The sequence below is a fragment of the Archangium sp. genome, from assembly GCF_057119385.1.
In genome coordinates this window covers 1-12,337 of sequence record NZ_DBNGVP010000065.1, presented here as the reverse complement: position 1 = coordinate 12,337, position 12,337 = coordinate 1, and the positions used below count along the sequence as shown (strand labels likewise).

Genomic DNA, 12,337 nt, shown 5'->3' with positions numbered 1-12,337 from the left:
CCCACGGTCCCCATCCCGGGGCCCGAACAGGAGACGTCCATGAACGCGCACACCGAAACCCCTGTCATGACGAACTGGCTCACCACCCTGGAGCAGGAGGCGCGCACGCTGCTTGAGGAACTGGACACGCACCCCGAGGCCCGGCGGCTCTTCGACGGCAGCGTCGACAAGGACGGCTACGTCCACTACCTGCTCCAGACGTACCACTACGCGCGGTGGACCACGCCGCTGCTGGCCGAGGCGGGCCGGCGCATGAAGCGCCTGGGCCTGCACTCCCGGCTGGGAGACCTGCTCCTGCAGAAGTCCGACGAGGAGCGCGGGCATGAGCGCTGGCTGCTGGCGGACCTGAAGAACCTGGGCTGGCCGGCCGAGCGCGTCGAGCGGCAGCTGCCCAACCCCGCGGTCACCGCCTATGTCGCCTGGAACCGCTTCACCTCGCGCTGCGGCCGGCCCGAGGCGTTCCTCGGCACGGCCTATGTGCTGGAGTACCTGTCCGTGCACCGCGCCAGCCAGTCGGTGGAGCGGATGCTCGCGGCCAACACCATCCCCAACATCCGCAAGGCCGTCACCTTCCTGAAGGCGCACGGCACCGCGGATGAGAAGCACGTGGAGGAGCTGACGTCGCTGCTGAGCGCCCTGACGGACCGGGAGGAGCAGGCCGCGCTGTTGCTGTCCGCGCGCACCACCCGTGTCCTCTACCTGGGCCTCTTCGCGGAGGAGGCACGCGGCAACTCGGCGCACCCCTCTTGAGGGGAACGTCCTGTCTTCGTGCGCACGAGGGCGCCGAAGCGCCTCAGGAACGCCGGGCCAGGTTGATGAGCCCGGCCCGGCCAGACACCTTCAATTTCTCGTAGACCAACTGGACGTATTCCTTCGCCGTGTTCTCGGAGATACGGAGCTTGCTGGCGATCTCTTTGTACGCCAGGCCCTGAACGATGAGAGCTGCCACCTCGAACAGTCTGGCTGACAGGAGCCGCCGCCACTTCTCGGGGATCGCATGGACCTCCTTCAGCCGTAACTCCCACCGCTCGCGGCCCTCGATGAGAGGCAGCCGGGTGAAGCACACCTCCAAGGCACTCATCCCCCGCGCCTCCCGCCACGCGAGCGACGTGGGAGAGACAAGGACGCTCCCCGCCATGAACGTGTCCATCCGCTCCCGCCAGGCCCGAGGGATTCCCCCGTCGTCCCGGTCGGAGCGCGAGGGGAACCAGCGCTGCAGCACCGACGTGGCAGCTTCCGTCCGGTAGAACTCCCGCCGCTGGCCATCCAGCACGATGGCATGGGCCCCCTCCTGGCGAAGCAGCTCCTCCAGGAGTTGGCTGTGAGCGGACAGCGCCTCGAATCGCGAGAAGTTCTGGAACGCCCCGGACAAGGCGGGGGTGAGCCTTTGCAACAAGCGCCGCATCTCCGGCGAGAAGGCCCTGTTTCGCTCGCTGTATAGCGCGACCGCACCACTGCCCACCTGTTGCGCGGGAGCCAGCAAGGCCGCGAGGACGTGCCGCAAATTCAGGTCCGACGCCCGGCTGCGCCGATACGTCTCCGTCTCCGTGACCTTCTGACCCCGAAGCATTTCCGTGTCGCTCCAGGCGGTGTTGGGACGTCGCGAGAGCCAACGGAAGACGAAATCGTCCCGGAACCATTGGTAATAGCTCTGGAGGAAATGCCCCGTCGTGCTCGCCCTCCATTCGAACCCCGTGGGCAGATCCGGATGCATCCGGCAGAACGCCACATGGTCCGCTTGAAAGAGCTTCGCCAGAAGCGGCTCCGTGCGCTCCTGGAACTGCGCGAGGCTTCGTGATTCGACCAGCGCACACGTCAAGTCGAAGAACGTCTGCTGCGGCGAACGGCTCATGGAACGGTTCCTCCATCGCCCGAGGCGTGGACCCCCTCATTCTCGTCCGGCCAGGGAGGATACCGCGCACCGCATGACAGGCGGAAGGCCTCGGGTCACATCGCCTTGTGCCGTGACCCGCCTGCGCCTTCGAGGCCCGCTCGTTGTTCAACGACTTCTCGAATCCGCGGTACACACACGCATGCGCATCGCAGTGACGGGCACGCACCGGGTGGGAAAGTCGACGCTCATCGAAGAGCTCGCGGAACGGCTCGCGGAGTATCGGGTCGTCGACGAGCCGTACCACCAGCTCGAAGAAGAAGGCCACGAGTTCGCTTCTCCACCGTGCCTGGAGGACTACCTCGAACAGCTTCGTCGCTCGATGGAGCTGCTCGAGGACGAGGAGAACGCACGAGACGTCCTGTTCGATCGCTGCCCCCTCGAGCCCACAGAAGGAGGCCACCGCCGCGTCCACGAAGCCGCGCCGGGTGCGGTCGAGTGGAAGCGCTGTGTGGTGTCCGGCACACGGGCCCGCTGCGACCTCGGGCCGAAGACATCCGGGCGGACGGCCTGGAGCTCGCGGCAAGCGCCTTGCACAGGGGCGGACGCTCCCTGCCCTTTTGGAGCCAACCCCGATGCGACTGCTCGCCTTGCTCGTCCCGCTCGTCACCGCCGCAGCCCCCACCGTCCCGCCCGACACCGCGCCCATCGACTGCCACGACTGCGCGGAGTGGAACCGGCCGCAGGCGCCATTCCGCGTGTACGGGAACACGTACTACGTCGGCGTCACGGGACTGTCGTCGGTCCTCATCGACAGCGGAGAGGGCCTCATCCTCGTCGACGGCGCGCTGCCCCAGTCCGCGGAGCGCATCGCGGAGGGCGTGCGCGCCCTGGGCTTCACCTTGCGCGACGTGAAGTGGATCCTCAACTCGCACGCGCACTTCGACCATGCCGGGGGCATCGCGGCGCTCCAGCGGATGAGCGGCGCCAAGGTGGCGGCGAGCCCGGCCGGAGCCAAGGAGCTGCGCATCGGGTCGACCACCCCGGATGACCCCCAGGCGGGCTTCGGAGCCGCCATGCGCTACCCGGCCGTGCGGGACGTGGTGACGGTGGCCGACGGCGGGACGGTGACGCTCGGCAAGGTCGTCGTCACCGCGCACCACACGCCGGGGCACACCCCTGGAGCGACGACGTGGACGTGGCGCGGCTGCGAGGGGGAGCGCTGTGTGAACGTGGTGTACGCCGAGAGCCTCACGGCCGTGTCCGCACCGGGCTTCCGCTACGGCGCCGACGCCGCCCGCGTGCAACAGTTCCGCGGCAGCATCGAGAAGGTCCGCACCCTGCCCTGTGACGTGATGATCCCCACCCACCCGGAGGCTGGCCGCGTCTTCGAGCTGCGGGCCCGGAGCGAGCGCGAGGGGCGGCAGGCCTTCATCGACCCGGGTGCGTGCCGCGCGTACGCGGACCGGGCGGACCGGGGGCTCACCGCGAGGCTGGAGCAGGAGGCGAAGGGCAAGGCCGAGTAGCCCGCAGGAGGGCTGGGACCCCGTCTAGCGGAGCTCCCGGAAGAATGCGCGCACGTCCTCGAGGAGCAGGTCGGGCGCGTCGACGGCGGCGAAGTGGCTGCCTCGGGCCATCCGCGTGTAGCGCCGCAGGTTGTACCGGGCCTCCAGCCAGCGCCGGGGAGGCATGGGGAGTTCCTTGGGGAAGACCGCCACCGCCGTGGGCACGCGCACCGGACTGCTCTGGTCCAGGAGCCCCATTCCATGGGTCTCGTAATACAGGTTGGCCGCGCTGGCGGCGCTGTTGGTCACCCAGTAGAGCATCAGGTTGGTCAGCAGCCAGTCCCTGGAACGGATGTCGCTCCAGGTCTGGAACTTCTCGACGAACCACGCCGCGAGTCCCGCCGGCGAGTCGCTCTGCCCGATGGCCAGGGACATGGGCTTGGTGCTCTGCACCGCGAAGTAGCCCCCCTCCTTCGCCATGAGCGCCGCCAGCTTCTGGCCATGCTCGCGCGCCAGCTCGCTCTGCTCCTCTCCCGGCGGCGGCCCCGCGAAGGCCATGTTGAGGTGGATGCCCACCAGGTGCCCGGGATGCTCCACCCCGAGCATCGTCGTGACGATGCCTCCCCAGTCTCCTCCCTGTGCGCCATAGCGGGCGTAGCCAAGGTGCTCGACCATGAGCCGGCCGAATGCGGCCGCGACGCGCGTGGCACTCCACCCCGGCTCGCGCGGCTTGCCGCTGAATCCGTAGCCGGGCAAGGCGGGGATGACCACGTCGAACGCATCCGCCACGTCTCCCCCGTGCGCGGCGGGATCCGTCAGCGGGCCGATGAGGTGGTGGAAGTCGTGGTTGGAGCCGGGCCACCCGTGCGTCAGCAGCAGCGGCAGGGGCGCGGGCCCCTTGCCCCGGACATGCCAGAAGTGGAGCTCGACGCCGTCCACCTCGCACAGGAATTGGGGGTAGCGGTTGAGCCCGGCCTCGTGCCGGCGCCAGTCGTACGAGTGACGCCAGTACGCGCACAGCTCACGAACATGGGAGACGTCGGCGCCGCGTTCCCACGGGGCGCCGGGCAGCGGCTCGGGAAAGCGGGTGGCGTCGAGCCGGCGGTGCAGGTCGGTGAGGACGTCCGGGGACACATCGATACGGAAGGGGCGCGGAGGCATGGGACATTCACGGTGCCACACGGGCTCCGCGCCGGGAGATGCTAAAAAAGCATCGCGTTCCCACACCTGGAGCACCCCGAGCGGGTTCTCGGGGTGCCCCATCGCTTCATGAGCCGTTAGCGCTCAATAGCTCGCGTCATAGCCGACGCCAGTCCTGAGGGAATACCAGGTCTCATCGCAACGATGGTCGGGCGTGCCATTCGCATTGTAGTCGCACTCATAGGTGCCACTTCCAATGTAATAGCTGTGACTGCCAGGCTGGAGCGTGGTGCTGAGGTTGCTCTGCATCGAGGTGTTGTACATGTAGTTGTAGTACGTGGAGAGGTAGTTCAGCTGGATGGCGGCGCCCAGATTGATGGGGCTGGTGCGGGCGCGATCGGCCCAGAAGGTGACGTAGTAGGCCGTCTCCACGTGGACGTACCAGGTGTCTTCATACCGCACGGTTTCGACCGCCTCCATGCTGGCGAAGGGCACCCCGGTCAACCCCGTGACGCTCAGGTCTCCCGAGGACAACGCGTTGTGGTTGGCATCGATGGAGGTGCCGCTCTTCTTCTCCAGCGTGAGGGTTCCCTCCGGGCTCCGCGCGGTGGACGGGACCGTCGCCTCCTGCTCGCTGGAGACATCGAGTTCCGGCTGGCAGGCAAACGCAAAGGGGAGCAGCGCGAGTGATGCGGCAAGGAAGATTCGGTTCATGAGAAATCGAGATGAGGATTTGGGGGGACAGCCATGGCGACGAATGCGCCGCCACCACGATTAGTGAAGCAAGTGGCTGAAGCATGTCAATCAAATCCAGAGTTGCTCGTTTGTGATTATGTGAATAAAGAAAAGAACACCGTGACTGCCACCAGCGTGGTCAAGCGAGAGCGGTAGCCATCCCCCGCGGTGTTGGAGGAGGGCGCGCCGAAGATGTCGATCTGCGCGGGGACATTCGACGCCCCGGCCGGTCTGACGCCGAAGGCGCACATCTACCTGGGCAGCAAGGGTGACGATTACGAAGTGCCCGACGATGGGCTCATTCGGAGAGAAGAATTCACCCGCTGAAGCGACGAGACCCGGAGAGTGCGTCCAGTTCCCCGGGGTCGTCGGAGCCCGAAAACACCAAGGCCAGAAGCCGCTGGGGTTTCGGGTTTCGAACCACCGGCGAGGGGGGACACCCGCTCCCTGGCGGACGTGAAGGCTGCCCTGGATGAGCCCTCGAATTGCTCTTCACCGGGTTGGAGTTGCTACGTCGCCTGGCATCCCCAATGCCAGGCCGCGCTCAACCGGAGAGCACGCCAAGCCCGAAGAGCAACAGCGTCTGCATGAGCACGAGGAGGTGGGACCAGCCGCGCGCGGCCTCGCTGTCGAGCCGCAGCCACACACAGGTGAGCAACGGGTTGACGAGGATGAGGGCCCAGATGCCGGGCAGCGCCCGCGTCATGACCGCCGTCCCGACGAGCACCACGATCAGCAGGTTGCCCGCCAGGGCAAGGCGTTTCGTCGCCGGCACGCCCAGCACGACCGGGAACGAGGGGACACCTGCCACGGTGTCGCCACGGACATCGCGGATGTCCCAGAGGACCTCCACCGTCCAGACCGCCAGGAACATGCAGGCGGCGGCGAGCCAGAATGCCGCTCGGAGGCCGACACCGGAGTGCAGCCCGGGGTAGAGGACGGTCACCAGCGTCCATCCGAATGCGCTGCTCACGTTCTTGATGCCGAACAGGCGCTTCAGGCCGAAGCTCTCCGCTCCCGAGCGGAATCCATACAGCCAGCCGAGCAGCAATCCGCTCAACACCACGAGGGCACCGGCCGCGCGCCCCACGAGCAGGGCGCCCCCGAGCGCGAGGAGTGCTCCGAGAAGGCAGAACACCCGGATGCGCCCCCGGGCCTGTTCGGCCGCGGCGAGCTCGTCCGGACAGTTCACCGCGTCCTCGCGGACATCGGTGAGCCTGTTCCACTGGTAGATGCTGAGCACCAGCACCGGAACCACGAGCAGGTCCACCGCCAGGATGGGCGTGCCCATCATGCGTCCCCAGCCCCAGGTCGCCGCGAGCGAACAGGCGGCCACATGGAGCTTGTTCCGGATGAGCCACTTCAAGGGTCTGCTCATGAGTGGAACTCCGAGGGCGGCTGCGGCCCCTCCGATGCCTGCTGCGGTTCGGGTGGGGAGGGAGACGCGCCGGGTTGTTTTCCCGGGGAGGTCGGGGGCCTGGGTGGGGAGGGCAGCGGCTCGGGGCCCACATGCTCGGGACGCCTGTCCTCCCGCCCGTGGTCTCCCAGCACGTACCCGGCGATGGCCCCGAGCAGTGTCGAGACATGCGAGCTCTCCAATTGCCCCACCAGGCTGAGGGTCACGATGACGATGATGATGTACGTGACCGTGACGAACTTGATGAGCGGCCCCCGCTTCACGAGATCGAGCAGGTCGCTCAGGGCGTCCTTGTGGGCGAACAGCCAGACAATGGCCACCCACGCGACGGAGATGGCGCCGATGCCCAGGCCGTACATCCACAAGACCAGGTTGGGTGTCATTTCGAAGCGCTTCGGGCTCTCGGTGTCCTGCGCCAGGGCGAGACCCGCCAGGAGCGTGAGCCCGACGGTCAGGGCGAGGCGCGAGCCATGGAGCGAGCGGATGGACATAGCGGACGACTCCTCCGAGGTGCGGTCGGGTCCGAGGGCCCATCGTCGGAGCCCCAAACCGGGATGATGCGATGCGCGTGGCATGGGAGCCAGGAGTCATTGCCTGCTCCAACCCCGGAGGGCGATACCGCGTGCTGCCTTCATGACAGCCCCCGCCCTCCGATGACCAGGGCATGGTCGCGTAGTTGAAAAGGACCCCCATTCGAGGGCATCCCGGAGCTCAACGAGCCCCCGTCATCCCGGGTAGGGCGAGGGACCCGGCGAGCGCTCCACGCCCCCCCCCCGAGTCGGGCACGAGCGTCTGGGCCTGAACGTGCCCCACCAGCTTCTGGTCCACCGAGCCTCAGCGTTGCAGCGGGGGCGCCTGTCGTGCCGCCGGAGCACGCCGTGGCGGAAGGACCAGGGTTCGCACCACGGGGTCTCCCGGTTCGAGCCGCGGACCCAGTACCCCCACCATCACCGGGGGCTCGGCGCCGACGAAGTAGAGCGAGGTGTCAGGGGCCTTCACCACCAGGGCCGCGAGGCCGATCTCCGGATGGATGACCACCCGGTCCGCGGTGAGCGTCCTCTCGCCGAGGGCCACGGACGCGCTGCCCTCTCGGGACAGCTTCACCTTCGCCCCGCGGGGCTTGGGGGTGAAGGCGATGGCCTGCAGTTGCACGTCCTCCCCTTGTCGCAACCGGGGCAGCAGGTTCTTCGCCGCCAGGACGAAACCGACTCCGCCGAAGGTGCGGCCCGGCTCCACCTTCAACTGCTCGCTGTACCGGCGCGTCTTGCCGTCCTCGCGGGTGAGGCCCATGGCGCGCCCGGTGCCGAAGTCCATGGCGAACTGGCGCGTCGTCCGGCCTCCCTTGTGCTCGCGCCACGTCCACCGCTCCTGGATGAGTTCCGGCTGGAGTTGGAGGACGGCGGACTCCTCGATGCGCAGTCCATCCGCGTAGCGGTAGGTGAGCAGGACATGGAGCCGCTCTCCCTCGAGCCGAGTGGTGATGAGGCCCTCACCGAGGAGCTGGCCCTGGGGCGTATTCACCTGGAGTTTCCGGGAGGCGTTGCCCTCCAGGAAGAGCGTCTCCACGGCCCAGGCCGGTGTGGCCAGGCTCATCAGCAGCCCCAGGCCGAGCAGCAGGAATCCACGAAGGTGACGCGGTGTCTGGCCCATGCCTGTAATATGGACAGGGTCAGGCGTTCCGAGGAGCACGGGCCTGGACATCCCGGCAGCCCAGCCGACAGGCGCTACTGCACCAGAGCCCGTACTCCTCCAGCTTGCTGTAGAGGAGGCGGCGGCTGATGCCGAGCAGGCCCTCGCGCTGCAGAAAACTGTCCACGTAACCGGGGCAAGCCCACTGGCGGCTTCGGCGGAAAAAGAAAACCCCGGCTCGCCTGATGGCGGCCGGGGCCTTGCTACTTCCAGTGGAGGCGGCGGGAATCGAACCCGCCGCTACAGGCTTCCGGTGAGAGCGCTCCAGCGCGGTCGAGAGCGGTTTCCGTAGGACTTCCGGCCGGTTACGCCGCCCCCTGCCCCACGCCGAGCTGTGTTGAGGACGCTCCAACGCGGGTCTGCTGTAGCAATGTAGCAAGGCACGTCGCGGCGGCTCTGGAGGCGCTGGAAAGGGGCAATCCGGCGCGGGCTGCGACCCTCCTGCGCCTCCTGCTCTCGTAGGCCCCGAACCCCACAAGCAGGCAGGGGCTCCATGGAGGCTCGTGGAAGGCGAACGGTAGCGTGTGCCCTGGCGAGGTGTGGCTGGGGAGGGGCAGATGGAGGAACGCGGGTGGGCATACCGGCGAAGGCTGCCCACAGGCCCCCTGTCGTCTCCCTCCTGGGAGGGTGGCCTGGGCAGGCGTGTTCCCCAAGGGGCTGCGCGGCTTCTCCCCCCGCCTGGCGCACTGCTCGGGCGGCCCCCGTCCCCGGCCCTCCTCGGCCCCTCCGCTCCAGCCCTCACCCTCAACATGCCCTCTATCCCGCCTATACGCCAGCATGGTTCACTTCAAGCTTGCTAAGGTGCTTGCTGAAGAATTCGAAATAGGGGCTCTCTCCTTCCAGGAATATCACCAAGTTCTCCTTGGCGCGGGTGAGGCCGGTGAACACCATTTCGGGACTATCCTTCGAATTCACCAGCAAAAAAATGAAAGGGGATTCAAAACCCTTGAAGCTATGCGTGGAGCTCAGCTTCATCACGCCGCTGTTGAGGTTGAAGCCTTTCTTCTTCGCTGCGCTGATTTCCTGATACTTCTTGGAGTATTTTGGATGCTGTGTCACCTCAAGCGAAGGGAAGGCACACAAGGTGCGCTCCTTGTGCGCGTCAGAGGTTCGCAAAACATGATCCAGTTCTCGTAGAACGATTTCTTGCGAAGAAATGATTGAAATATCATTGGGATGAATCTTGTGATGCTTGGCTATTTCAATGATATGCGCGGCAAGCAGCGGCAGGTTTCTTCGGTCAAAGGTGTTGTAGGCTTGAACGCCAACGCTCGTGAGGCTTAACTGGAATGATTCATCAGAATCCAGTTCGTAACTCTCAAGAAGGAAGTTCTTCTGAAAGGCATCTACCAAGGGAATGATCGGGGACTCAGCTGTGTAGCGGAAGCTTTTCGTGAGCTTCACCCATGAGCCAAAGCCTTCCACAATTTTTGAGCGACGTTCACCGTCCAACGCACGCTTGTAGATGTTCTGCTTCTCATCACCGAAGAGAAGCATTTCACCGTCTTCCGCAAGGAAGTAGGAGCGAATTATCTTGATCCACTCGGGCTTGTAATCCTGAATTTCATCAATCAGAATCGTGTCGTAGACGGTCTTGATTTCTTCGCCTTCGAATACGGTTTGATTGCCGTAATAGGTCGATTCCAGGTAGTGATCTCGCTCTACAGCGATTCTTCGCGCAACAGCGGAATCTGTGCCGTCATACTGAAGCGATTCGGGAATTTCAATCTCAATGCCAGAGTTGTTCAGTGCGGTGGTGATGAACCTGTGGTAGTTGCTGATGTCAAAAGCGGACCAGGGGAAGTCCTCTCTGACAGCACTGATCTTGTCGCGGATGTAGCTACCCAGCGTGATATTGAAGGTCAGTACCAACACCCTTCCACCGTGCCGCTTGTGAGCATTGACGGCTCTACCTGCAAGAACAACGGTTTTGCCTGACCCAGCGAGGCCACAAATCTTGGCACGTGCCTTGGCGGCACTTTGGATCAGCTTGGTTTGCTTGTCGGTGTAGTTGGGCGGCTTGCCTTCCGAAGCATAGTGGTAGGGCGGGTTGAGCAGCCGCTTGAGCTCGTTGTAGACGAACTCATCGAAAACGCTTTCCTTCGCCGTGATGGGAAAGCTTATTTTCGTGCGGTGGTCCTTGTGCAGCGACAGGGACATGTCCCGTTCAAATTTGCGTTTTGCTCGGTTGATCCCTTCGCGCCTTCTCTCGTAACGGTCGAAGTCTATTTGCTTTTGCCTGAAGGCGTCCTCGTTCTCGCGCGACTCTTCACGAAGCCTATCCAGGTGAGGCTGATACAGTCGCTCTATCGCTGCCTTGCTTCCGTGATGAAAATACACATAGGTCTTGATCATCTTGAAGAAGGCGTCATTCTTGAGGCTTTTCTCCAGCAGACCATTGACGTGAACGTCAAAGAAGTTCTTCTTGTAGGCGAAAACTTGAGTGAAAGGGGATTTCACCCGTTGCGGCCCTGATGGAAGATTGACCGCCCATTTATTTTTTTCATCAACGCTGTAGAGATCCAGATTCCAGTCCTTGACTTCAATGATGATGACCCCCGCCTTCGGAGACATCAGCACTATATCTGGGCGGTCCCCATTGAAGCAGGGCTGGAAATATACTTCGACATGGTCGCCAAAATCGCTCGCTAGGAACTCCAGCAGAAACACCTCGCCTTCAGTCGGCTTCTGTTTAGCGGCTTTGGCTGCTTCCAGATTGGGGATGAGGATCGCCATAAATCAGGAACAAAAACGATTCGGAAGTCGCACTACGTTTCTTCTATGCTCTGAGCGTTCAGGTCGTATCGGTAGTTGATGATATCGCAGGTGACCGCCGATTTGGGCACGCAGCAGGCGTTATGATCTAGCGGAAGACGGGTTTAGAGGAAGCTCTGCTCAACGGGCATGAAAAACACGTCACTACAACCGCTAGCACCAAACGCCGAATGAGGCGGGGACGGGTAACTTGCAGATTTCCGCTGACCGGAGGGGGTGGGGCAAGCGCTGGTGCTCGGCTGCGGCCCCGCCTCCGAGCAGGCAGGAAGAGAGAGACTGGACGGCCTCTGTGACTTGAGAGGTCGTGCAGGAGCCCCTACCGGAGCAGACAGGAAGCGACTGCCCAATCGCCTGGTTCGAGAAGTCACGTCCGGGTGTTGACCCAGGAGGTGGAGCCAAAGGTGAGGGTGCGCCCATGGAGAGTCCAGCGGTCCTCGGGGAAGCGGAGCGTCAACAGCGTCTTGCGCAGTGGTCAGCCTCCAGCGGCGTCAATCTGGCCCTGCTCGACTCGGACCAGCGTGCGGTGGTAGTGGCCGCGCTGATGTTCCTGGGTTTCGTGGGAGGACTGGCGGCGCTGCGTCGCATGGTGGCCTACCTGCTGGCGCACTGTGGCATGGGCTTGAGCTCGACGGTCATCGGCGCGGTGGTGGGCACCAGCGACCGGGCCGTGCGCAAGGGACGCCAGTATCCTCCGCGCGAATTCTGGCGACGACTGCGCAAGGCCAGACGGGGCCACGCTCCGCCCAAGCTCCGTCCGGAGCACGTGGGGCTGGTGGCGAAGTTCCTCTCCGAGCACAAGCGCTGCTCTGTGGCGGAGCTGCTGGGCTTCATCCACAAGAGCTTCGGCGTCACCCTGGAGCGGCACACCCTGCGCCGTTTCCTGGAGCGTTATGGGCTGGGTTGCTTGCGTGTGGAAGCCGTCGTGGGCACCCCCCTTTTCTCGGCCGCACGGCCCACGGAGGCGCCTTCGCACTGATGCAGGAGGCGGTGCGGCTCTACCGCGTGGCCACCTCTTGTTTTGGCCGTGTGGGCGCGCACCAGGGGGGCCGCCTCGTCCTGTCGCTCTTCTTCAAGGCCCTGCTGGGCGTCCAGCGCATCTTCCACTTCGACTCGCTCAGCGACGTGGGCTTCGCCTTGCTCACTGGCGGCGGACGCCGCTGCCTGTCGCGCCGCACGCTGGGCGCACTGGTGCGTGCCGTCTCCACGCGTGCCGTGGGCAAGTTCCTCCAGCTCACGCGGCCGGTG

General features: G+C 64.8%; 13 protein-coding genes and 1 pseudogene. 6 read left to right on the top strand and 8 right to left on the bottom strand.

The window, feature by feature from the left end; all coding sequences use genetic code 11:
• The first annotated feature begins 39 nt into the window (after positions 1 to 39).
• Positions 40 to 750: an iron-containing redox enzyme family protein gene (locus AC16DP_RS15220; protein ID WP_329733033.1), complete on the top strand. Its 711-nt coding sequence runs from the start codon at positions 40 to 42 to the stop codon at positions 748 to 750.
• 43 nt (positions 751 to 793) lie between these two features.
• Here the strand turns inward: AC16DP_RS15220 and AC16DP_RS15215 are convergent, their stop codons facing one another.
• Positions 794 to 1,852, bottom strand: a complete 1,059-nt coding sequence (locus AC16DP_RS15215; protein WP_329733032.1) for a helix-turn-helix transcriptional regulator — start codon at positions 1,850 to 1,852, stop codon at positions 794 to 796.
• On the opposite strand from AC16DP_RS15215, the pseudogene AC16DP_RS15210 reads away from it, so the two are divergent.
• Positions 1,851 to 2,267, top strand: a pseudogene (locus tag AC16DP_RS15210) (AAA family ATPase); the annotation flags it as partial. The gene AC16DP_RS15215 and the pseudogene AC16DP_RS15210 overlap by 2 nt on opposite strands.
• A 199-nt stretch (positions 2,268 to 2,466) precedes the next feature.
• Positions 2,467 to 3,357 carry a subclass B3 metallo-beta-lactamase gene (bla, locus tag AC16DP_RS15205; protein ID WP_329733031.1) on the top strand — a complete coding sequence of 297 codons (891 nt, stop codon included), beginning with the start codon at positions 2,467 to 2,469 and terminating at the stop codon, positions 3,355 to 3,357.
• Positions 3,358 to 3,381: 24 nt separating this feature from the next.
• Here the strand turns inward: bla and AC16DP_RS15200 are convergent, their stop codons facing one another.
• Complete coding sequence (locus AC16DP_RS15200) at positions 3,382 to 4,497, bottom strand: epoxide hydrolase family protein (RefSeq protein WP_329733030.1); 1,116 nt, start codon at positions 4,495 to 4,497, stop codon at positions 3,382 to 3,384.
• A 123-nt stretch (positions 4,498 to 4,620) separates the two neighbouring features.
• Positions 4,621 to 5,190 carry a hypothetical protein gene (locus AC16DP_RS15195; protein WP_329733029.1) on the bottom strand — a complete coding sequence of 190 codons (570 nt, stop codon included), beginning with the start codon at positions 5,188 to 5,190 and terminating at the stop codon, positions 4,621 to 4,623.
• A 213-nt stretch (positions 5,191 to 5,403) separates the two neighbouring features.
• Between AC16DP_RS15195 and AC16DP_RS15190 the strand changes: the two genes are divergently transcribed.
• A complete protein-coding gene (locus AC16DP_RS15190; RefSeq protein ID WP_329733028.1) occupies positions 5,404 to 5,538 on the top strand; it encodes a GFA family protein in 135 nt (44 codons plus the stop codon).
• A gap of 217 nt (positions 5,539 to 5,755) precedes the next feature.
• Here the strand turns inward: AC16DP_RS15190 and AC16DP_RS15185 are convergent, their stop codons facing one another.
• The 5 genes from AC16DP_RS15185 to AC16DP_RS15165 all read right to left on the bottom strand — a co-directional run bounded on the left by AC16DP_RS15185 (position 5,756) and on the right by AC16DP_RS15165 (position 11,053).
• Complete coding sequence (locus tag AC16DP_RS15185; RefSeq protein ID WP_329733027.1) at positions 5,756 to 6,589, bottom strand: UbiA family prenyltransferase; 834 nt, start codon at positions 6,587 to 6,589, stop codon at positions 5,756 to 5,758.
• Positions 6,586 to 7,119 (bottom strand): hypothetical protein, encoded by a 534-nt coding sequence (locus tag AC16DP_RS15180; RefSeq protein WP_329733026.1) that lies wholly within the window; start codon positions 7,117 to 7,119, stop codon positions 6,586 to 6,588. Before AC16DP_RS15180 ends, AC16DP_RS15185 begins: the two co-directional genes overlap by 4 nt.
• 343 nt (positions 7,120 to 7,462) lie before the next feature.
• A complete protein-coding gene (locus AC16DP_RS15175) occupies positions 7,463 to 8,278 on the bottom strand; it encodes a hypothetical protein (protein ID WP_329733025.1) in 816 nt (271 codons plus the stop codon).
• A gap of 19 nt (positions 8,279 to 8,297) precedes the next feature.
• Positions 8,298 to 8,444 carry a hypothetical protein gene (locus AC16DP_RS15170; protein WP_329733024.1) on the bottom strand — a complete coding sequence of 49 codons (147 nt, stop codon included), beginning with the start codon at positions 8,442 to 8,444 and terminating at the stop codon, positions 8,298 to 8,300.
• Between the two features lie 638 nt (positions 8,445 to 9,082).
• On the bottom strand, positions 9,083 to 11,053 hold the full coding sequence (locus AC16DP_RS15165) for a nuclease-related domain-containing DEAD/DEAH box helicase (protein ID WP_329733023.1): 1,971 nt from the start codon (positions 11,051 to 11,053) through the stop codon (positions 9,083 to 9,085).
• Positions 11,054 to 11,507: 454 nt separating this feature from the next.
• Here AC16DP_RS15165 and AC16DP_RS15160 point away from each other — a divergent pair, with 454 nt between their 5' ends.
• A complete protein-coding gene (locus AC16DP_RS15160; protein ID WP_329733022.1) occupies positions 11,508 to 12,068 on the top strand; it encodes a COG3415 family protein in 561 nt (186 codons plus the stop codon).
• Positions 12,068 to 12,337 (top strand): hypothetical protein (locus tag AC16DP_RS15155; protein ID WP_483956732.1); only part of this gene is annotated, 270 nt, incomplete at its 3' end. The genes AC16DP_RS15160 and AC16DP_RS15155, both read left to right, overlap by 1 nt.